Annotated in this window: 18 protein-coding genes and 1 tRNA gene; 10 read left to right on the forward strand and 9 right to left on the reverse strand. The window is 63.6% G+C overall.

Annotation, left to right across the window (positions count from 1 at the left end; all coding sequences use genetic code 11):
- Positions 1-44 precede the first annotated feature (44 nt).
- Positions 45-1,619, reverse strand: a complete 1,575-nt coding sequence (locus tag NKI49_RS20325; RefSeq protein ID WP_352607883.1) for a phytoene desaturase family protein — start codon at positions 1,617-1,619, stop codon at positions 45-47.
- Between the two features lie 118 nt (positions 1,620-1,737).
- Between NKI49_RS20325 and NKI49_RS20330 the strand changes: the two genes are divergently transcribed.
- The 5 genes from NKI49_RS20330 (at position 1,738) to NKI49_RS20350 (ending at position 8,672) form a co-directional block, all read left to right on the forward strand.
- Entirely contained in the window at positions 1,738-2,529 is a 792-nt protein-coding gene (locus NKI49_RS20330) for a cyclase family protein (protein ID WP_352607885.1), read from the forward strand.
- A gap of 302 nt (positions 2,530-2,831) precedes the next feature.
- Complete coding sequence (locus NKI49_RS20335; RefSeq protein ID WP_352604896.1) at positions 2,832-4,403, forward strand: phytoene desaturase family protein; 1,572 nt, start codon at positions 2,832-2,834, stop codon at positions 4,401-4,403.
- Positions 4,403-4,885, forward strand: coding sequence for a MarR family winged helix-turn-helix transcriptional regulator (locus NKI49_RS20340; protein ID WP_352604892.1), 483 nt, complete (start codon positions 4,403-4,405; stop codon positions 4,883-4,885). Before NKI49_RS20335 ends, NKI49_RS20340 begins: the two co-directional genes overlap by 1 nt.
- A gap of 60 nt (positions 4,886-4,945) precedes the next feature.
- Positions 4,946-7,099, forward strand: coding sequence for a thiamine pyrophosphate-dependent enzyme (locus NKI49_RS20345; protein ID WP_352604890.1), 2,154 nt, complete (start codon positions 4,946-4,948; stop codon positions 7,097-7,099).
- Complete coding sequence (locus NKI49_RS20350) at positions 7,092-8,672, forward strand: indolepyruvate oxidoreductase subunit beta family protein (RefSeq protein WP_352604888.1); 1,581 nt, start codon at positions 7,092-7,094, stop codon at positions 8,670-8,672. The genes NKI49_RS20345 and NKI49_RS20350 overlap by 8 nt, the downstream gene beginning before the upstream one ends.
- A gap of 106 nt (positions 8,673-8,778) precedes the next feature.
- Here NKI49_RS20350 and NKI49_RS20355 read toward each other — a convergent pair whose 3' ends face one another.
- Entirely contained in the window at positions 8,779-8,967 is a 189-nt protein-coding gene (locus NKI49_RS20355; protein WP_352604886.1) for a YodC family protein, read from the reverse strand.
- Between the two features lie 443 nt (positions 8,968-9,410).
- Between NKI49_RS20355 and NKI49_RS20360 the strand changes: the two genes are divergently transcribed.
- The gene (locus tag NKI49_RS20360; protein ID WP_352604884.1) at positions 9,411-9,959 is read left to right on the forward strand and encodes a hypothetical protein; all 549 of its coding nucleotides are present in this window, start codon (positions 9,411-9,413) and stop codon (positions 9,957-9,959) included.
- Entirely contained in the window at positions 9,956-10,696 is a 741-nt protein-coding gene (locus NKI49_RS20365) for a hypothetical protein (protein WP_352604882.1), read from the forward strand. The genes NKI49_RS20360 and NKI49_RS20365 overlap by 4 nt, the downstream gene beginning before the upstream one ends.
- A 10-nt stretch (positions 10,697-10,706) precedes the next feature.
- Here NKI49_RS20365 and NKI49_RS20370 read toward each other — a convergent pair.
- Positions 10,707-10,782, reverse strand: a tRNA-Thr gene (locus NKI49_RS20370).
- A gap of 333 nt (positions 10,783-11,115) precedes the next feature.
- Here NKI49_RS20370 and NKI49_RS20375 point away from each other — a divergent pair.
- Positions 11,116-12,258, forward strand: coding sequence for a hypothetical protein (locus NKI49_RS20375; RefSeq protein WP_352604880.1), 1,143 nt, complete (start codon positions 11,116-11,118; stop codon positions 12,256-12,258).
- A gap of 73 nt (positions 12,259-12,331) precedes the next feature.
- Here the strand turns inward: NKI49_RS20375 and NKI49_RS20380 are convergent, their stop codons facing one another.
- On the reverse strand, positions 12,332-13,933 hold the full coding sequence (locus NKI49_RS20380) for a cisplatin damage response ATP-dependent DNA ligase (protein ID WP_352604878.1): 1,602 nt from the start codon (positions 13,931-13,933) through the stop codon (positions 12,332-12,334).
- Between the two features lie 40 nt (positions 13,934-13,973).
- Positions 13,974-14,984 carry a ligase-associated DNA damage response exonuclease gene (locus NKI49_RS20385; protein ID WP_352604877.1) on the reverse strand — a complete coding sequence of 337 codons (1,011 nt, stop codon included), beginning with the start codon at positions 14,982-14,984 and terminating at the stop codon, positions 13,974-13,976.
- Positions 14,985-15,089: 105 nt separating this feature from the next.
- On the opposite strand from NKI49_RS20385, the gene NKI49_RS20390 reads away from it, so the two are divergent.
- Both NKI49_RS20390 and NKI49_RS20395 read left to right on the forward strand, forming a co-directional pair.
- A complete protein-coding gene (locus NKI49_RS20390) occupies positions 15,090-16,007 on the forward strand; it encodes a class I SAM-dependent DNA methyltransferase (RefSeq protein WP_352695739.1) in 918 nt (305 codons plus the stop codon).
- A gap of 118 nt (positions 16,008-16,125) precedes the next feature.
- Positions 16,126-16,485, forward strand: a complete 360-nt coding sequence (locus tag NKI49_RS20395) for a hypothetical protein (RefSeq protein WP_352604873.1) — start codon at positions 16,126-16,128, stop codon at positions 16,483-16,485.
- 271 nt (positions 16,486-16,756) lie between these two features.
- On the opposite strand, the gene NKI49_RS20400 is transcribed toward NKI49_RS20395, so the two are convergent.
- Genes NKI49_RS20400 through NKI49_RS20415 form a run of 4 tightly spaced genes read right to left on the reverse strand, consistent with a single transcriptional unit; the run spans position 16,757 to position 20,086 of the window.
- Positions 16,757-17,698 (reverse strand): 2-hydroxyacid dehydrogenase, encoded by a 942-nt coding sequence (locus tag NKI49_RS20400; protein WP_352604871.1) that lies wholly within the window; start codon positions 17,696-17,698, stop codon positions 16,757-16,759.
- Between the two features lie 29 nt (positions 17,699-17,727).
- Positions 17,728-19,356, reverse strand: coding sequence for an ABC transporter ATP-binding protein (locus NKI49_RS20405; RefSeq protein WP_352604869.1), 1,629 nt, complete (start codon positions 19,354-19,356; stop codon positions 17,728-17,730).
- Positions 19,353-19,853 carry a type II toxin-antitoxin system VapC family toxin gene (locus NKI49_RS20410; RefSeq protein ID WP_352604867.1) on the reverse strand — a complete coding sequence of 167 codons (501 nt, stop codon included), beginning with the start codon at positions 19,851-19,853 and terminating at the stop codon, positions 19,353-19,355. Before NKI49_RS20410 ends, NKI49_RS20405 begins: the two co-directional genes overlap by 4 nt.
- Positions 19,853-20,086: a hypothetical protein gene (locus tag NKI49_RS20415; RefSeq protein ID WP_352604865.1), complete on the reverse strand. Its 234-nt coding sequence runs from the start codon at positions 20,084-20,086 to the stop codon at positions 19,853-19,855. The genes NKI49_RS20410 and NKI49_RS20415 overlap by 1 nt, the downstream gene beginning before the upstream one ends.
- Positions 20,087-20,120 lie beyond the last annotated feature (34 nt).

The raw sequence follows: 20,120 nt of genomic DNA on the forward strand, positions 1-20,120 counted from the left end.
GGCAACCGCGCCTTGCCTTGCTTCACCCCAATGCCTTTCGGCCCCTACCTCCCGCCAAGCTGTTGCGCGAGCATGAAGCCCGAGGCGGCACCCGTGCCGGCGCCCGGCCATGTCGCGGCACCGGTGAGATGCAGATTGGCCACCGGCGTGTTCCAGCCGGCGTAGCCGGGTGCCGGGCGAAACAGGAAGTTCTGCGCCAGGTGATGGCTGCCGCAGACTTGGTCGCCACCGACGAGGTTCGGGTTCTCGCGCTCGAGGTCGATGGGCGAGAACACGGAGCGACCGAGGATTTTCTTTCGCAGGCCGGGCGCGTAGCTCTCGATGATGTCGAGCACGCGCTCGGCATAACGATCCTTGACCTGATCCCAATGCATGGGCGCGATCTTACCGGCGGCATCGCCTGCTATCTCCGCCGGCAGCATGCGCACCTGCACCCACAGAACGTGCTTGCCTTGAGGCGCGCGCGACGGGTCGATCGCGGTCGGCTGGCCGACGACCAGCACCGGCTCGTCCGGCAGCAGCCCCGCCATCGCCTGCTGATAGGTCCGCGACATGGCGTCGAGCGACGGCGACAGATGCACATAGGCGAATTGCCGTAGCTCGGCCCCCGCGCGCCAGTCCGGCAGGTCGTCCAGCGCCAGATGGATCATCATCGAACCCGGCGCGTGGCGGAATTTCTGCATCGCCGTGTCGAAGCCGGCGTCGCCGGAACCGTTGGGTAGCAACTTGCCGGACAGCGCCTTGGGCGCGACGCCGGCGATGACTGCCTTGGTGGCGCTATGCGTCTCACCGGAAGCGAGCCGCACACCGGTCGCCTTGCCGGCCGAAACCGTGATTTCGGCTATCTCGGCGCCGGTGAAGATCTTGCCGCCAGCCGCCGTGACCATGCCCGACAAGGCGCGGATGATGGTGTCGGCGCCACCCTTGCCCAGCACCATGCCGAAGCTCTGATTGGCCATCGATTCCAGATAGGGGAACACGGCACCGCCGGCGACGTCGGGCGCGAAGTCGAGATGCATGCCCCAGGTGGCGAGCGTCGCCCGTACGTGCGGCGACTCGAAAGTCTCCTCCAGCCAGGCGCGTGGCGACGACAGCAACAGCCGGCCCGTGTCGAGCGCACCGGACATGCCCTTCTTGCGCCAAAGGTTCCATGCCGTGCCGGCAAGGGCGCGGGCGCTCATAGGCGAACCCAGCAGCCGGAACAGATGTTCCGCCTCCGTCGGGAAAGCGGCGACCAGCTTGCGCCAGGTGGCGGCATCGGTTGCGGAGAAGGCAGCCATGTGCGCGGCCGTCTTTTCCAGATCGTTGCTGACGCCGAACCAGCGTCCGTCCGGGAAGGCGCTGGCGAAGCAGTCGGCGACCGGCGCGAACACCAGGCCCTGCGCTTTCAATTCATTTGCATATTTCCGGTGGAAGGCGGAGCCGGCAAACAGGCTCAGATTCATCGCGCCGAAATCGTGGCGGAAGCCGGGAAGGGTGAATTCCCGGGTCTGGACGGCGCCGCCGATTGTCGCGTTGCGCTCGAAAATCGCGGTTTTCCAGCCCTTGAGCGCCAGATGCGCGGCGCATGCCAGACTGTTGTGGCCCGCCCCGACAAAGATGGCGTCGAACTCGCTCACGCCCCGTTCCCATTTCCTTTATGCTTAAAGATAATTGCAGATGCATATGTTTTCGTCTAGTAGGATATTAAGGGCCGAAACGAGCCTTCAGCATCGACAAGAAAGAGGGAACAGAGACATGGACACGCAAGAACTCCTCGGCGAAGTCGCCGGCCAGCTGCTTTCCGGCGCCATCAAGGTGGTCGACCTTTCGGCGCCGCTTGGGCCCGATACGCCGCTGATCAAGCTGCCGCCGGAACTCGCCGTCGACACGCCGAAAGTCGAAATTCATTCGATCTCCCGCTATGACAAGAACGGCCCCTGGTGGGCGTGGAACTGGCTGAAGCTAGGCGAGCATTCGGGCACGCATTTCGATGCGCCGCAGCACTGGATCTCCGGCAAGGATTATGCCGACGGCGCCACCGACACCATTCCGGCGCAGAATTTCGTCGGCCCGGTCAATGTCATCGATTGCTCGAAGGAAGCCGCCGCCGACCATGACTTCCTGCTCACCGTCGATCATATCAAGGCATGGGAAGCCAAGCATGGCGCCATCAACGCCGGCGAGTGGGTGGTGATGCGCACCGACTGGTACAAGCGCAACGGCTCTGAAGCCGAGTTCCTCAACGCCGACGAGACCGGCCCGCACACGCCCGGCCCGACGGCCGAAGCGATCCAGTTCCTGATCGGCAAGAACATCAAGGGCTGGGGCAGCGAGACGATCGGCACCGATGCCGGCAAAGCAGGGGGAATGGAGCCGCCATTCCCGGCACACACGCTGATGCACAAGGCCAATCGCTACGGCCTTGCCAGCCTGTGCAATCTCGACCAGCTGCCGCCGAAGGGAGCGATCCTGATCGCGGCGCCGCTCAAGATCGAACACGGCACCGGCAGTCCGATCCGCGCGCTGGCGCTGGTATCGAAGCAATAGGTGAGGTCGGGTCTTCGGGAGAAGATCATGCTTGCAGGCGAAATCGCAGTGATGAGGTGGGAGCGGAGCAACGCTGGAGCTTTACGGCGCCCCCCTCTGTCCTGCCGGACATCTCCCCCTCAAGGGGGGAGATTGGCAGCTTCAGCGGTCCGCTCATTCCTGCAACGCTGGAGATTGGCGAAAGCGGTCGTGACGGCCAATCTCCCCCCAAGAGGGGGAGATGCCCGGCAGGGCAGAGGGGGGCGCCGTAGAGCGCTATCCCACGCGATTGAAACCCACCCGCCGACGAAGAGCCACCACCCATGAACGCCCCCGACCACATCATCGTCGGCAGCGGCATCAACGCGCTCGTATGCGCCGCTATGCTCGGCGGCAAGGGCGAGAAGGTGCTCGTCCTCGAACGCAACGACCGTATCGGCGGCTGCATGCGTACCGAGGAGATCACCGCGCCCGGCTTCATCCATGACGTGATGGCCACGACCTTCGTGCTGTTCATCACCTCGCCCGCCTTTGCTGCGCTGGGCAAGGATCTTGCCCGGCACGGGCTGGAGTTCTGCCACACTGGCACCCCGACCGGCGTGCTGCGCCCGGACGGCAGCCATGCCGTTCTGCGCACCGATCGCGCCGCAAACGTCGCCGCCCTCAATGCGATCGCGGCAGGCGACGGCGACCGTCACGCGGACGATGTCGGCAGCATCGAGCGCAACGCCGGGCTGCTGTTCGGCCTGCTCGGCGGCAGCCTGTGGTCCTATCCGACAGCCAGGCTGCTGGCCGGTGATGCCTGGCGGCGTGGCCCTCGTGGTCTTGCCGCCTTTCTTGGCGATGCGCTGGTGCCGGCGCGTAGCTGGCTGGAAAGCACCTACCAGTCCGAAACCGTTCGCGCCCTGTGGGCGCCCTGGGTGTTGCATGCCGGGCTTGGGCCGGAAGATGCTTTCTCCGGCCAGATAGCCAAGGTCATCGCTTTCGCGCTGGAAGCGGCCGGCGCGCCGATCGTCAAGGGCGGGGCGCAGAACCTGCTGTCGGCCTTCGAGGCACTCATCACCGAGCGCGGCGGCGTCATCTCAACCGAGTCCGACGTTGCCTCCATCATCCAGGCAGGAGGCCGCGCCACCGGCGTGCGGCTGGCCTCGGGCGAAATGGTGCATGCGAAGAAGAGCGTCATCTGCTCGGTCACGCCGACGCAGCTCTACGGCCGGCTGCTCGGCGCGGATGCGCCCAAAGCCGATGTCGAGGCGACGCGGAAATACCGCCACGGCAAAGGCAATTTCCAGATCCACTATGCCCTCGACAAGCCGCCTTCATGGCGCGGCGAGGGACTGGACAAAATTGCACTGCTGCACCTGACGCCTGGACTGGATGGCGTGTCCAAGGCCTGCAACGAGGCGGCGCGTGGCATGCTGCCGGAGGTGCCGACCATCTGCGTCGGCCAGCCGCATGCGCTCGACCCGTCGCGCTGCCCGCAGGGCAAGGCGATCCTGTGGCTGCAACTGCCCGAGGCGCCCCGTCACATCAAGGGCGATGCCGCCGGCAAGCTCAAGGCACCGGCCGACGGACAATGGCGCGACGCATTGCGCGAAGCCTATGCCGATCGTGCCGAAGCGATCCTCGCCAGCCATGTCGACGGCTTCAAGGACAGCGTGATCGCGCGCCGCGCCTATTCGCCGGCCGATCTCGAAGCGATCAACATCAACCTGGTCGGTGGCGATCCCTATGGCGGGTCCTCGACCATCGACCAGTCCTTCCTGTGGCGGCCGTTCAAGACCAGCCGCAATCATCAGACGGCCATCAAAGGCCTCTACCATATCGGCGCCTCGACCCACCCTGGGGCTGGTCTCGGCGGCGGCTCCGGCTTTCTCCTGGCGGGGAGGCTGTGATGGAACAGAAGGTCGGGCAAAAGCGTCAGCGCATTTCGACCCTAGGCCAGATCGGCCTGCAGCAATTCGCGCCCTATTTGATGAACCGCATCATGGGCCGCTACAACGCCACCTTGCGCGACGATTTCCGCAAGCAGGGCCTGACCATTCCGCAGGTGCGCACACTGGCGGTGCTGTCGGTCAGCGACGGCATTACCGTCAACGATCTCTCGGTCTATACGGTGATCGAGCAGTCGACCCTGAGCCGCACGCTCGACACGCTGGAAGGGCAGGGCCTCGTCCGGCGCGAGCAAGGGGTCACCGACAGCCGTATCCGCCATGTGTTCCTGACCGACGACGGCCGCGCCGAATTCGCGCGCGCCTGGCCGGCGATGCATGACGCGTTCGAGGCGATGTTCGACGATATCGACGATGCCGAATATTCCGCACTCATCGCTACGCTTTTGAAGATGCTGAAGAACATTCGCAAGCACGACATCTAGACGTACGCGCCGCCAATGCCAGGCGATAACGGGCCAGGCGGCAACGGAAGGAACCCAGAAATGGCCGAACGGTCTTTTGCCAAGGAAGTCGAAAAGCTCAGGCTCGGCGCCGGCGAGGAGTTTGCCGGCGAAGGCATCCTGGCCATCACCAAGGCGCTGCTGCAATGCGGCGTCGGCTATGTCGGCGGCTACCAGGGCGCGCCGATCAGCCATCTGATGGATGTGCTGGCCGACGCGCAGGACATTCTGGGTGAGCTCGGCGTGCATTTCGAGGCCAGCGCTTCCGAAGCCACCGCCACCGCGATGCTGGCGGCCTCCGTGCATTACCCGATCCGCGGTGCGGCAACCTTCAAGTCGACGGTCGGCACCAACGTCGCCTCCGACGCGCTTGCCAATCTGGCATCCGGCGGCGTCACCGGCGGCGCGCTGATCATCGTCGGCGAGGATTACGGCGAAGGCTCCTCGATCATGCAGGAGCGCAGCCATGCCTTCGCCATGAAGAGCCAGGTCTGGCTGCTCGACCCGCGCCCCAATCTGCCGTCGATCGTCAAGGCGGTGGAGGATGGTTTCGAGCTGTCCGAGGCCTCCAACACGCCTGTCATGCTGCAGGTCCGCATCCGCTGCTGCCACGTGCACGGACATTTCATCGCCAAGGACAACAAGCGGCCGCCGATGACGGTGGCCGATGCGCTGGAGGCGCCGCGCCGCGACACCGGCCGCATCGTGCTGCCGCCCGCCTCCTTCCTGCATGAGAAGGAGAAGGTCGCGAAGCGCTGGCCGGCGGCGGTGGATTTCATCAAGAGCCGCAAGATCAACGAGATCTTCGGTTCCGATCACGGCTCGGTCGGCATCGTCATGCAGGGCGGCATGTACAATTCGGTTATCCGCGCGCTGCAGCGGCTCGGCCTTGCCGATACCTATGGCGAGACGGATGTACCGCTCTATGTGCTCAACGCCGTCTATCCTCTGATCGATGATGAATTCCTGTCCTTCTGCGAGGGCAAGCAATCGGTGCTCGTGGTCGAGGAAGGCCAGCCCAACTACATCGAGCAGGCCTTTGCCGCGATGCTGCACAAGGCAGGCCGCGGCACCAGGCTGGTCGGCAAGGAGCACCTGCCGATGGCCGGCGAATACACCGGCCAGGTCATGCTCGACGGCATCGGCGCCTTCCTGCGGGCAGAGGCGCCGCATCTCTTGCCCGGCGAGGTGCGCGCGCCGAACAAGGTCGGCGACGGTGTCGACACCGCCGACCTGATCAATGTCGTTCCAGGACGACCGCCCGGTTTCTGCATCGGCTGCCCGGAGCGGCCGATCTTTGCCGCGACAAAACTGGTCGAACAGGAACTCGGCAAGCACCACATCGCCTCCGACATAGGCTGCCATCTGTTCTCGATCATGCCGCCCTTCGAGCTCGGCGCCACCACGATGGGCTACGGGCTCGGCCCGGCCTCGGCCTCGGCCTTCAATTCGCCCGACGCCAAGCGCCGCTCGATCTCCTTCGTCGGCGATGGCGGCTTCTGGCACAACGGCCTGACCTCCTCGATCGGCAATGCGGTGTTCAACAAGAATGACGGCGTCATCGTCATCGTCGACAATTTCTATTCGGCCGCCACCGGCGGACAGGACATTCTGTCGTCGCGCGCGGGCAACAAGACCAAATCGACGAAGCACCCGATCACCGAGGCGGTGAAAGGCATGGGCGTCAAATGGCTGCGCCATGTCGACCGCACCTATGATGTCGGCAAGATGCAGGACACGCTGCGCGAGGCGCTGACGACCGAGGAAAAGGGTCCGAAGGTCATCGTCGCCTCGTCCGAATGCATGCTCAACCGCCAGCGCCGCGAAAAGCCGCTGGTCGACAAGGCGATCAAGGGTGGGACCCGCGTGGTCAAACCGAAGTTCGGCGTCGATGAGGATATCTGTACCGGCGACCATGCCTGCATGCGGCTGTCCGGTTGCCCGTCGCTGTCGGTGAAGTCGCTCGACGATCCGCTGCGCGACGATCCGGTCGCGAGTATCGACCAGAGCTGCGTCGGCTGCGGCAATTGCGGCGAGGTCGCCGATGCGGCGGTGCTGTGCCCGTCCTTCTATCGCGCCGACGTCGTGCACAATCCGAGCCGCTGGGACCGCTTTCTCGAAACGACACGCCGCGCCACGATCGGCCTGTTGCAGCGTCGCCGCGAAAGCCGCCGCCTGATCTTCGCCGATGCTTGACGCTGTCCCGCCATTCCGCGCCCGCCCCGGCGCCCAGGATGACGAACGCGTCATCAAGCTTGCCGTGCTGGCGGTCGGCGGCCAGGGCGGCGGCGTGCTGGCCGACTGGATCACCGATGTCGCCGAGCGCAATGGCTTTGTCGCGCAATCGACCTCTGTCGCCGGCGTCGCCCAGCGCACCGGCGCCACCATCTACTATGTCGAGATGGCCCGCGACACCGGCCGGCTGCCGGTCTTCGCGCTGTCGCCTTCGCAGGGTGATGTCGACATCCTGATCGCGGCGGAACTGATGGAAGCCGGCCGCGCCATTATCCGGGGCTTCGTCACCCCCGAGCGCACGACGCTGATCGCCTCGTCCCACCGCATCGCCGCCGTGTCGGAAAAGATCGAGCCTGGCGACGGCAGGGCCTCGTCGTCCAAGGTGCACGCGACGGCTGAAGCGGCCTCGAAGCGCTTCATCGCTTTCGACATGGAAAAGATCGCCGCCGACAATGGCTCGATGATCTCGGCCAGCCTGCTTGGTGCGCTGGCCGGGTCCGACGCGCTGCCGTTCACCCGCGCAAGCTACGAGCAGGCGATCGGTGCCGGCGGCCGGGGCGTGAAGGCCAGCCTCGCTGCCTTCGGCGCCGCCTACGATCGCGCGCGCGGCACCGCGACACCTGCGCCAAAGGCGGCTGAACCCGCGATCGTGGGCTCCGCCTTGGGCGCCGGACAGGTGAGTGGCCCGCAAACCCTGCTGCAAGGCTGGCAGGCCCTGGCCGCCCGCATCGATGTGATGCCGGCGGCAGTGCGCGACATGGCGCTTAGGGGCCTGAAAAAAGTCGTCGACTATCAGGACATCGCCTACGGGCGCGAATATCTCGACCGGCTCGATAGGGCCGTCGCGCTGGACGGAGCGGATCGTGGATATGCGCTGTCGATCGCTGCCGCCAAGCACCTGGCCAATGCCATGTGCTACGACGACATGATCCGTGTTGCCGATCTCAAGACGCGTTCGACGCGCGACAGGCGCGTGCGCCGCGAGGTTGGCGTCAGGGACGGCTCGATCCTGCAGGTGACCGAATATTTCCACCCACGCATCGAGGAATTCTGCGGGACTTTGCCAGCAGGGTTGGGCAGTTACATCGAGAACCGGCCGAAGCTCGCCGCCTTTCTCGACCGCCGCATCAACCATGGCCGCCGCATCCGCACCGACAGCTTTGCCGGCTTTGCCGCCTTGTGGTTCATCGGTGGCCTGCGCCGCTGGCGTCGCCGTCTGCTGCGCCACGAGGTCGAGGTCGCCCATCTCGATCGCTGGTACGCGTTGGCATTCAGCCATGTGACGGCGGACTATGCGCTGGCTGTCGAGATCCTCAACTGCCGCCGGCTGATCAAGGGCTACAGCGACACCCACGTCCGCGCCCAGTCGAAATTCGACCGGGTTCTGTCGGCACTCGACATGCTCAAGGGCCGCGAAGATGCCGCCGAATGGCTCCGCCGCTTGCGCGAGATGGCCCTGATGGACGAGAAAGGCGATATGCTCGACGGCGCGCTGAAGACCGTGGCGACGCTCAACGAGAACGCAACCGACTGACGGACCTTGTGACGCTCAGTCGTCACGCAACGAGCCGCGCATGCCGCGACGAAGCGCCCCGGCGCTGCTTGCGTCCTGTTCGAAATCCTCAGCCGAAGAGTTGGAATTACGTCGATTGGTCAGCCACCATCAGCTGGTCCGGCTTGAAGCCGGCATGCTGCGGGGTCCAGACATCGCCTTCGCGATTGAACCAATGGCACATATACGTGCCGGAGGCGGCACCGTCGCTCACTGTCATTTTCGGGCCTCCGGACTTCAGCTTGACGACGTCTCCGGTGTTGAAACTGTTGGGCATTTCGACCTCCCATGCTGACGAGAATGAGTTTCCCACCAAACCAGCGTCTCGACAATGGGGATGCACTCGGCCAGCATCGCGATCGCAGTACCAGGCAGCGCTTTGGATTCCGGAACCATAGTGGGAACGGAAGGAAGTGGTGCCGCTTGCGGGCATTCAATTGGTTCAATGTACTTCCGGTCTTCCGCTTGCTGTGCTGCCATGCTAAATTCAAAGGGATTCACATCAGATTATAGATTTGTCACATGATACCAATCTATATTGGGTATGATCCGCGCGAATCCCGAGTTCTAGACGTAGCGCGATGGAGCGCCTACCGGCGGACAAGCACGCCGTTGCAGATACAGCCACTCGTGCTCAAAGACCTTGTCGCCCAAGGAATCATGACCCGCCCGATTGAGGTCCGTGATGGCAAGCTCTGGTGCCCGATTTCCGAGGCGCCGATGGCAACCGAGTTTGCCATATCGCGCTTTGCCGTTCCGTTCATGAGGCAAGGCGGCTGGGCCATGTTCTGCGATTGTGACGTCCTGTTTCTGAAGGATCCAGCCAAGCTGCTCGACCTGCTCGATCCCGCCTACGCGATCATGGCGGTCAAGCACCAGCAGCGCGAATCCGAAGCGGTCAAGATGGACGGGCAAACGCAGACGTTCTATCGCCGCAAAAACTGGTCGTCGGTCGTTTTGTGGAATCTGGATCATCCCGCCAACAAACGGCTGACCAACGAGATGCTTAATACGTGGCCCGGACGTGACCTCCATGCGTTCAAATGGCTTGAGGACCATGAGATCGGGGAATTGCCGCTGGCATGGAACTACCTCGTAGGGGCATCGGCTTCCGAACTCGACCCCGCCGATGTCTCGCTGGCGCACTACACGCTCGGCGGTCCTTGGTTTGCGGGCTGGTCCGGCGCCACGCAATGGGACGAATTGTGGAGCCGGGAAGAGAGCATTCTGCGCTCGTTTGAGGAACAGGCGGTTCAGATTCCGGGATGAAAACTGCGCTTTCGGATCTTTTGCCAACCTTCCCAAAGCCAATTCTTCGCTTGCCCAGGGGCACGGGCCCCGCCCTGGTGATGGGATCGGCGCCGAATTTTCGCCTCCCGCAGGGACATGATGCCGATTGGGCACTTGTGACCGTCAATGCTTCTCAGCTTTTGGCGGAAACCTTCGGCCTCTCCGTTCCTGATATCGCCCTGATCCGCCGCGGCATTTTAGTCGGCAGGAGCGAGCAGGACTTCTACAAGCGTGATTTGTTAAAAGGGCGGCAGGCAAAGCATCTGATCGTCCCGGTTTGGCCGGACGTCGAGGACAAGCTGAAAGCCGGTTGTCGCACCTTCAATTACCGTTATGACACCTTGCAGGCGCTTACCAAATGGCAGCTTGCCAACATCGTCTGGCGGCTTAGCGGCAAATATCATGTGTCCCGCGGCTGGCACCGGAAAATCTCCACCGGAGCCTTCGCGATCGTGCTGGCGCGTTTCGCCGGTTTCGCCCCTGTTGTAGTCAGCGGGTTTTCCCTGTCCCAGGCCGGGCATGGATACGACATCCGAAATGCCTTTCGATATCATGCCAACGAAGATGCGGATTTGCTTCGACGGTTGGTGAGAAGAGGCGAGCCAATCTACGCGGAGGATGCAGATTTCGCTGCGGAAAGTGGATTGCCCTTGTGGCAGGCGCAGATGAGCGCAGATGGTTTCAAGCCCTTCGCGGTCAACAATGGAGGGCTGTGAACGGGGAAAGTGGTGCCGCTTGCGTGACTCGAACACGCGACCCCCGCATTACGAATGCGGTGCTCTACCAACTGAGCTAAAGCGGCCAGGAAGGCCAAGGCCTCCAAGATGGGCTGGGTGATAGACGCAACCGGCCGCGAATTCAAGATGCGACTTGGCAAATCGTGCGGCGGCTCCTCCCGTCGTGGAAATCGGCCGCGGTATCCGTCGCCGCTCGGTCGTGAGGGCGGCGCCTGGGCCGACATGCGCCTGCTCGCAGGTGACGACAGGCGAAACTGCCGCTTTTGCCTGCCGTACATCGCCGGAATGGACTTTCGACACCTGGACAAGGCAAAATGCTGACCGTCGCCCGTTGATTGATCGGTCGCCTGCGGCTAACCATCGTGGCAAGCTTGGAGCAACGCAAAGAGGGATCCCGCTTGGACGCGATCGAAAAAGCGATCCGGAACGCCTTGGAAAGAGGCAACGCCGAGGACCGTCCGTTCCGCGAGAAGGTCTATCGATCGGCTTTCGCCGCGCTCGACCGTGCGCTCCAGGCCAATCCCGGGGTGACCGTGGAAGTCGCCATCAAGCGGCGCAAGGCCATACAGGCCAAGATCACTGAAATCGAATCCGAGTTCCTGCCGGCGGTGGCCGACGCCGGCCCCCGGGTCGACGTACCGGCGGCCGAACCCGCGGCTGATGCAGCGCCCGCCGTCGAGATCGGCACGAAGGTGCCATCGCCCGCCGTCGCTGTCGATGGGCCCGTGCAATCCGCCGCCGATGCGCCGCGTTCGCGCATTCTGCCGGTCGTTCCCGACATCATGCCGGACGCTGCCCTTCCTGGCGGGCCGGCTATCGACGTCTCCGCTCCCGATTCGTCCGCCGCGGCGGAAGTGGCGCCGGATCGCGATGAGCGTCGCATTCGAGGACGCCGTCTGCCGCTGACGACCATCTTCCTGACCGTGACGTTGCTCGCGGCAGTCGGCATCGGCCTGTTCTTCGCCATGCAGACCGGCGTGTTCAAGACGGCGGCGCAGCTCGATACCGCTCCGCCGCAAGCGCCGCCGACCGTCGAGGATGATGATTTCACGCCGGCTGACGGAGCCAACGCGCCGGTCAAGCCCGGGGCGGAGGAGCAGTCGCGCGACTGGATCAATGTCTTTTCACCGACCGACCCGACGCATGTCAGCGCTCCGTCGGATGCCAAGGCCGAGGCGATGAAGGATGACACCGGGCCGTTCCTGCGCATTCGCTCGGGCGCTTCCGGTTCGGCGATCAGTTTCGACGTCGGACAAGGCGTGCTGGAGAAGCTCGCCGGCAAGCACGCCGTGTTCGACATCGTCGCCCGCGCCGAGGACGGCAAGGACACGCAGATTTCCGTCGACTGCAATTTCGGCGAGCTTGGCGACTGCGGCCGCAAGCGCTACGCGGTCGGCCAGCAGCGCAACGAATATCTGTTCGACGTGAAATTTCCCGGCAAGCGTCCGGGCTCGGCCGGAACGATCGCCGTCAATTCCGATTTCGACAAGCAAGGCAAGGCCGTCGACATCTACGAAATCCGCGTCTCGATCGAGCCGTAAAAATATCCGGCGTGGGGCAAGGTGACCTTGTCTCTTGCATGACGTTGTTCCGGAACGAATCCGGGCGACATGATCAGCGATCGAGCAGTGCCTGCAGCGTTTCGATGCGGTCGGCCTCATTGGCGGGCTTGTCCCAGCGCAGCCGCGAGATGCGGGGAAAGCGCATGGCGACGCCGGATTTGTGCCGGGTCGAACGGTTGAGCCCCTCGAAGGCGACTTCCAGCACCAGGCCGTTGTCGCGGTCGGCGCGCACCGAGCGCACCGGTCCGAAGCGCTCGATCGTGTTGTCGCGGACATATTTGTCGATCTGCCTCAACTCCTCGTCGGTGAAGCCGAAATAGGCCTTGCCGACCGGCACCAGCTCCTCCTCGCCCACCGCGCCGGACCAGACGCCGAACGTATAATCCGAGTAGAAGCTGGAGCGCTTGCCGTGGCCGCGCTGCGCATACATCAGCACCGCATCCACCGTGTGCGGGTCGCGTTTCCATTTGAACCACGGGCCTTTCGGCCGGCCGGCGACATAGGGCGAATCCCAGCGCTTCAGCATCACGCCTTCGATGATCGGGTGCGGCGGCGCCCGGCGCAGATCCTCCAGCGCCTGCCAATCCGTGAAGTCGACGAACGGCGACAGATCGAAGCGGCTCGGGTCGAGCGTCTGCACGAAGATTTCGAGACGGCCGCGCCGCTCGCGAAACGGCAGCGCGCGCAAATCCTCGTTGCCGATCTGCAGCAAATCGTAGCAGCGCATGAAGGCCGGGAATTGCTGCTGCATCCTCAGTGTCACCGTCTTGCGGTTCAGACGCTGCTGCAGGTCCGAGAAGGTTCCCGTGGCCTCGCGGGGATCGCCGACCAGCAGTTCGCCGTCCAGCGTCGCGGAAAAATCCATCGCCTCGGCGAGATCGGGAAAAGCACCGGAAACGTCGTCGCCGGTGCGCGAATAGAGCCGGCGGACGCCGCCTTCCGACACCGCCTGGACGCGGATGCCGTCCCATTTCCATTCGGCCGCATAATCGGCCGGGTCGAGTTTTTCGAGGTCGTTGTCGCCGACCGGGTTGGACAGCATAACCGGCCGGAACAGCGCCAGCGCCGTGCGCTCCGGCTTGCCCGCCTTGCCTTCCAGCCAGGCGAACAGCGCCGTATAGGGCGGCGTCAGCCCGTGCCACAGTTCCTCGATCTCGGTGACGTCCACCTTGCCGAGATCGGCCAGCGCCTGCTTGGCCAGCCGCGCCGAGACGCCGATGCGCAAGCCGCCGGTCACCAGCTTGATGATGGCGAAACGCGCCGAGATGCTGGCGCTGTCGAGCAATCGCGCCAGCACCTTTGGCCCGTCGGAGCGGCTCGCCGCCTGCAGCTTCGCCACCACCTCGGCCAGCGTCGGCTCGCGGTTCGGGATATTTCCCGGTTCCTGCGGCCAGACCAGCGACACCGTCTCGGCGAGATCGCCGACATAATCGTAGGAATAGCCGAACAGCACCGGATCCATGCGCTCGGTGACCAGGATGCGCAGCATCGCCGGCTTGACCGCGGCTATGTTGAGATCCCCGGTAATGGCCGCCAGCGCCAGCCCGCGATCGGGATCCTCGACGCTGCGGAAATAGTCGGTCAGCAAGGTCAGTTTGCCGTTGCGCGACGGCGTCAGCACCAAGCGGTCGAGAAGTTCGGCGAAGCGGTTCATGATAGGATGCGGCTCGCCAACAATAGAGGTTTGCGTGCCATCAATCGCCCTCGTCCTCATACCCCACCAGATGCAGCGGGCGCGCGGCAATGCCTTCCAGTTCGCACCAGCGCACCAGTGCTTCCTCGCGGCCGTGCGTTACCCAGATCTCCTCGGCTCCGGTCTCCTTGATGGTGGCGGTCAGTTCGTCCCAGTCGGCGTGGTCCGAGATGATCAGCGGCAGTTCGACGCCGCCTTGCTTGGCGCGCTGGCGGATGCGCATCCAGCCTGACGCGAAGCACGAGATCGGATCGGGAAAACGCCGCGCCCAGCGGTCCGCGAAGGCCGATGGCGGGCCGATGACGATGGCGCCTGCGAAATCGTCCTTGCCGCCGCCCTCCACCGTCGCCGGTTCGAGCATGCCCAGGTCGATGCCCTGGCTCTGGTAATACTCGCTGAGCTTGGCCAGAGCGCCATGGATGTAGATCGGCCGGTCATGGCCGGCGTCGCGCAGCAGCCGCATCACCCGTTGCGCCTTGCCCAGCGCATAGGCGCCAACCAGATGCGAGCGTTCGGGAAACTGCGCCGCCGATTTCAGCAAGCGTGCGATCTCTTCCGTGTCGGGTGGGTGGCGAAATACCGGCAGGCCGAACGTCGCTTCGGTGATGAACACGTCGCAGCGAATCGGCTCGAACGGCGCGCAGGTCGCATCCTTCTGCCGCTTGTAGTCGCCGGAGGCGACGATCCGTGTACCCTGGTGCTCGACGGCGATCTGCGCCGAGCCCAGCACATGCCCGGCCGGATGGAAGCTGACGGTGACGCCGTCGAGGGCAATCGTCTCGCCGAGCCCGGCCGCTTGCGTTGTATCGGCGAAACCCTCGCCATAACGCAGCCCCATGATGTCGAGCGTCTGCTGCGTCGCCAGCACCGAGCGGTGGCCGGAGCGCGCATGGTCGGAATGGCCGTGCGTGATCAGCGCCCGGTTCACCGGCCGCACTGGATCGATGAAGAAATCGCCCGGCGGGCAGTAAAGGCCCTCGGGCCGGGGGTGAAGCAGGTCGCGGGCGCGCATCGCCCCAAGATAAGATATAATTCCGTCGCGGGAAGCCTGTTGTAAGTCACTGCTGACTCCAGCATATACGCGCGCCGGCTTCAGTTGCAGGCGGGATCCATCGCCATGAAACCGCTCCAGACCTCTGCGGGCGATTTGAACGCCGATCGGCGCGCCGATTATGCCGAGATGCTTCATGCGTCCGGCGACCATGCGCAAGCGGCCGAACTGTTGCTCGGTGCGCTGGAACTGGCGCCGCAATGGGCCATGGGCTGGTTTCGCCTTGGCGAGATGCAGGAAACGGCCTGCAGGCTCGATCTCGCGGCACAGGCCTGGACGATGTCGCTGAAGCTCGATCCATCGGACCGTCAGGGCGCCGCACTCAAGTTGCAGTTGATCGGCAAGGGACCGGCCGCCTCGGCGCCACCCGGTGCTTTTGTCGAAGCCCTGTTCGACCATTATGCCGAAACATTCGATGCGGCGCTGGTCGGCAAGCTCGACTACCGGTTGCCCGAAGCTCTTGAACAGGCCATCCGCAAGGCAAGGCCGGGCCGCTTCGGCCTGGCGCTCGATCTCGGCTGCGGCACCGGGCTGATGGGCGAGAGGTTGCGGCCGATCGTCGATCGGCTGGAGGGGTTCGATATCTCCACTGGGATGTTGAAGAAAGCGCGGGCAAAAGGCGTCTATGACGCGCTCACCAAGGTGGATTTGCAGGAATTGTCCTATTCAGGCGGCAAGGCCGATCTGGTGACCGCCGCCGATGTCGTCATCTATGTCGGCGCGCTCGAAGGCCTGATGGGGACGGTGGCCGGCATGCTAGCCGATGGTGGCCTGTTTGCCTTCTCCGTCGAGAGCCTGGCGGATGGCGGCGAGTTCGCGTTGCAGCCGTCACGGCGCTACGCTCATTCGCGGTCCTATGTCCGGCGCGTTCTTGCGGTCAATGGCCTTTCGATCCTGTCGTTGGAGCCGACGACAATCCGGCTCGATCGCCGAGAGCCCGTCAAAGGGCTGGCCGTCGTGGCGATCAAGCTGCCGGCGGCTTGAGGCGTCGATCTTCTTCGGTCCGACCGAAATCCGTGCTTTGAAAAAGTCCGATTTGCGTGCGCGACTGATATTTGCGATCTGGTCGCGGCAGGGCGGGATATCAGGAGGAGCATATCGGATGCGCTGGAATATGATGATCTTGGCATCTTGCCTGGCAACCGCCGGCTGCGTGGGCAATTCGATGTCCGAGCGGCAGGACGCCAACATAGAATCCTCCCTGCAATATGACAGCGTGCCATGCGATCAGTTGCTGGCGCAACGCAACGGGATGGCGCAGCAATACAGCCTTCCGACGACCGCAAAGCCGACCTTCTCCAATCCCGCGATGGGCTTCGGCCCGTTCACGCCCGACCTGCGTTCCAAGGCCAAGCGCGACAGCGACAAGGCAACCGGCGAGATCGATGCCATGAACCGGTCGATCGAGCGCCGCGATTGCGGCAAGCCGGACAAGCAGAAAAAACTGGCGCTGCCTGGCTGAAGACCGGGTGCGTCGTCATCAACTCTGAGGGATCGTGGCATCTCGGAGCATTGCATTTTATGAGATAGTGCCGCGTTTCTGGCTCGCGGTCATGTAGACACGCCTCAACCTACCGCAGCGCCGACCATCCGCTGCATTCTCCGGCAGGCGTCGCGGCGCAGACCCTAGGATCCATGCCGCGACATCAGACGAAGGATGCAGCGGTTCAGAATGGCAGTCCTATACTATACGCGGCGCGCGTCGAAACGCACGTAAGGGAGACTTGCCCGAGCTAATATTCCGCCTTCCGGTCCACCAGATTGTCGAGCTTTTCGCCGCGCTCGAAAGCGTCCATCTGGCGCAGCATGATCGGCGCCAGGTGCACAGGATCGGAGGTCGCCGCGGCGTGCGGCGTCACGAACACTTTTGGATGGCTCCACAGCCGGCTGGTCTTCGGCAGCGGCTCGACCTCGAACACGTCGAGGCTCGCTTCCTTCAGCGTGCCGTCGTCCAGCGCCCGCACGATGTCGGCGTCCTTCTGCAGCCGGCCGCGGCCGGCATTGATCAGCACCGAGCCGCCGAGACCGTTGCGCTTCCTCAATTCCTTCAGCACGCTGTAGTTGACGATGCCTCGGGTGTCCGGCGTCAGCGGCAGAAGCACCACCAGTATATCGGTGGCATTGAGGAACGGGATCAGCCCGGCCTCGCCTGAATAGGTCGCAACCCCGTCCATCGGCCGCTCGCTGCGCGACCAGCCATTGACGGCGAAGCCGAGCGACAAAAGCACCGAGGCGGCGGCGCGGCCGAGATTGCCGAGGCCCATAATGCCGACCGAGATGTCGCCTGCCGGCCTTTGCGGCGGGTCGTGCCAGGTTTTCTTCGCCTGTTGCGACCGGTAGAGCATGCCTTGGCGATGGTGGTCGAGCACCCGCCAGACGACGTATTCCGTCATGTACTGCGTGAGGTTTTCGGCGACGACCTTGACGATCGGGACGTCCGGCAGACCGGGGTCGGCGAAGATATGGTCGACGCCGGCGCCGATCGAGAAGATGGCGCGCAGATTTGGCAGCGACGACAACAGGTTCGGCTTCTGCTTCCACACCACGGCATAGGTGATCGACGGATCCGTGGCGCCGTCCGGCTCCAGCACCACCTCGCGCTCGACCGACAACAGGTCGCGCCAGCGCTGCGGATGAAAGCCGGTGACGGCAAGCAGGATACGGCCTTTTTCCATCGCGGTATTTTCAAGTCCCTTGGTGCAAGTCACTCGCTGACGATGCCGACCGGCGCCGTCTCGATCTTGAAGGCGGCCGAGATCAGTGCGCGAGTATAGTCGGTTTGCGGATTTTCAAAAATTTGCTGGGAAGGCCCGGATTCGACGATTTGGCCGTTGCGCATGACGATGACGTCGTTGGCAAGCGCCCGGATGACCTTGAGGTCGTGGCTGATGAAGAGATAGGCGAGGTCGTGTTTGGCCTGCAAGCTGCGCAGGAGGTCGACGACCTGCGCCTGCACGCTCATGTCGAGCGCCGATGTCGGCTCGTCCAGCATGACGAAGCGCGGATTGAGCACCATGGCGCGCGCAATGGCGACGCGCTGGCGCTGACCGCCGGAAAACTCGTGCGGGTAGCGGTTGCGTGTCGCCGGATCGAGGCCGACCTCCTTCAGCACGGCGGCCACCTTGTCGTCGCGCTGGTCGGGCGACAGCTTCGGTTCGTGGATCTTCAGGCCCTCCTCGATGATCTCGGCGATCGACATGCGCGGGCTGAGCGAGCCGAACGGATCCTGGAAGACGATCTGCAATTCACGCCGCAGCGGCCGCATGGCGTTGAAGGACAGCTGGTTGATGTCGCGCCCGTTGAACTGGATGGCTCCGGTCGACGAAATCATGCGCGCCAGCGCCAGGCCGAGCGTCGTCTTGCCCGAACCGGATTCGCCGACGACGCCAAGCGTCTGGCCGGCGCGCACGGTGACATCGATGCCGTCGACCGCCTTCACATTGTCGACGGTGCGGCGGAAGAACCCCTGCTTGATCGGAAACCAGACCTTTATGTCCTTGCCGGTCATGACCGGCTTGGCCGCGGCGTTGGCGGCGGGTGGCTTGCCTTTCGGTTCGGCGGCCAGCAGGTGCCGCGTATAGGCGTGCTGCGGGTTGGCGAAAATGTCCTTGGTCGGTCCGGTCTCGACGATCTGGCCCTTGGTCATCACGCAGACCCTGTCGGCGATCTTGCGCACGATGCCGAGGTCGTGGGTGATGAACAGCATCGACATGCCCTTGCGGCTCTTCAGGCCGGCGAGCAGTTCGAGGATCTGCGCTTGCACCGTGACGTCGAGCGCCGTCGTCGGCTCGTCCGCGATCAGGAGTTCCGGTTCGTTGGCCAGCGCCATGGCGATCATGACCCGCTGGCGCTGACCGCCGGAGAGCTGATGCGGATAGGCATCGAGGCGCTTCTGCGGATCGCGGATGCCGACCTCGTTGAGCAGGGCCAAAGTGCGCGCCTTGGCCGGGCGGTCGGCCATGCCTTGATGCAGCTTCAGGATTTCGACGATCTGCTGCTCGATCGTATGCAGCGGATTGAGCGAGGTCATCGGCTCCTGGAAGATCATGGTGATCTTGTTGCCGCGCACCTGGCGCAATTGCCTCTCGCTCATGGCCAGCAGGTCGGCGCCCTGGAACAGGATCTTTCCCGAGGGGTGGCTGGCGCTGGGATAAGGCAGGAGCTTCAGCACAGACAGCGCCGAGACGGATTTGCCGGAGCCGGATTCGCCGACCAGCGCCACCGTCTCGCCCTTGGCGATGTCGAAGGAGATGTGATCGACGGCCAGCGACTGCTGTCCGCCTTGCGCAAAAGCGACGCTGAGGTCGCCAACGGAGAGCAAAGAAGCAGTCATGTATCAACTTCCGCTATGACTTTATCAAGGGCAGAAATCTCCGGTCGTATGATCGAAATTTGCGCTGTCAGTTGGGGAGGGACAAGCCGATTTGGCGTGACAGAATAGGCATCCTTCAGTCTGATATCGGCAGTCAGAAATTGTGTGCATCCGAAATGCATCGCCGTCGAAAGATGAATAGCATCCGGCAGCCTAAGAGAAATGAATTGCGAGCGAAGCTGTGCTGCGTGCCAGAGAACTTCGCGAGTTACCGTTCCAATCGAGACAAACGCATTACCAATCGAGATATTGTCATAGAGCTCAACAAGCGGCTCATTGCTCTTTTTCAGAGGGTCAACCATCAACTCTGCCAGCACGAGTTCGCTTGTCGCGAGGAAAGGCTGCTTTCTGCCCTCGTTCAGTGAAATGAGCTGAAGCAGTTTTTTTGCCAGAGCATCGTTGTTTTCGAAAGCGTAGATGAAAATGTTCGTATCGACGTAGAGCCGGAAGGCGGCCATCAATCCTCCCACTCATCGCGGAGGGCACGAACACGCGCAACAGCCTCTTCGAGACTTGTTCCCGACGCGTTGGCCTGCGCATTCCGCATAAGTTCAAGCAATTGTTTGTGGCCGAGAGGCCGCTTGGCTTCCTCTTCCACCGTCACCTTAACCGAGGCAGTTAAAGCAATACCCTCTCGCAGTTCATCCGGGAGTTTGGATGCAGGGTAATGCTCAAGGATGACCTTATTCACAACTCTGTCCTTCCGTGGGGTACGACATGCGGAA

The sequence above is a fragment of the Mesorhizobium sp. M0587 genome, assembly GCF_040320945.1.
Taxonomy (GTDB): Bacteria; Pseudomonadota; Alphaproteobacteria; order Rhizobiales; family Rhizobiaceae; genus Mesorhizobium.

What these genes read in the sequence shown, in the direction of transcription:
- NKI49_RS20345 (WP_352604890.1), top strand. Translation starts at nt 4,946, where the DNA reads ATGGCCGAACGGTCTTTTGCCAAGGAAGTCGAAAAGCTCAGGCTCGGC.
- NKI49_RS20350 (WP_352604888.1), top strand. Translation starts at nt 7,092, where the DNA reads ATGCTTGACGCTGTCCCGCCATTCCGCGCCCGCCCCGGCGCCCAGGAT.
- NKI49_RS20355 (WP_352604886.1), bottom strand. Translation starts at nt 8,967, where the DNA reads ATGCCCAACAGTTTCAACACCGGAGACGTCGTCAAGCTGAAGTCCGGA.
- NKI49_RS20340 (WP_352604892.1), top strand. Translation starts at nt 4,403, where the DNA reads ATGGAACAGAAGGTCGGGCAAAAGCGTCAGCGCATTTCGACCCTAGGC.
- NKI49_RS20365 (WP_352604882.1), top strand. Translation starts at nt 9,956, where the DNA reads ATGAAAACTGCGCTTTCGGATCTTTTGCCAACCTTCCCAAAGCCAATT.
- NKI49_RS20405 (WP_352604869.1), bottom strand. Translation starts at nt 19,356, where the DNA reads ATGACTGCTTCTTTGCTCTCCGTTGGCGACCTCAGCGTCGCTTTTGCG.
- NKI49_RS20360 (WP_352604884.1), top strand. Translation starts at nt 9,411, where the DNA reads ATGGCAACCGAGTTTGCCATATCGCGCTTTGCCGTTCCGTTCATGAGG.
- NKI49_RS20335 (WP_352604896.1), top strand. Translation starts at nt 2,832, where the DNA reads ATGAACGCCCCCGACCACATCATCGTCGGCAGCGGCATCAACGCGCTC.
- NKI49_RS20330 (WP_352607885.1), top strand. Translation starts at nt 1,738, where the DNA reads ATGGACACGCAAGAACTCCTCGGCGAAGTCGCCGGCCAGCTGCTTTCC.
- NKI49_RS20390 (WP_352695739.1), top strand. Translation starts at nt 15,090, where the DNA reads ATGAAACCGCTCCAGACCTCTGCGGGCGATTTGAACGCCGATCGGCGC.
- NKI49_RS20380 (WP_352604878.1), bottom strand. Translation starts at nt 13,933, where the DNA reads ATGAACCGCTTCGCCGAACTTCTCGACCGCTTGGTGCTGACGCCGTCG.
- NKI49_RS20385 (WP_352604877.1), bottom strand. Translation starts at nt 14,984, where the DNA reads ATGCGCGCCCGCGACCTGCTTCACCCCCGGCCCGAGGGCCTTTACTGC.
- NKI49_RS20410 (WP_352604867.1), bottom strand. Translation starts at nt 19,853, where the DNA reads ATGGCCGCCTTCCGGCTCTACGTCGATACGAACATTTTCATCTACGCT.
- NKI49_RS20395 (WP_352604873.1), top strand. Translation starts at nt 16,126, where the DNA reads ATGCGCTGGAATATGATGATCTTGGCATCTTGCCTGGCAACCGCCGGC.
- NKI49_RS20400 (WP_352604871.1), bottom strand. Translation starts at nt 17,698, where the DNA reads ATGGAAAAAGGCCGTATCCTGCTTGCCGTCACCGGCTTTCATCCGCAG.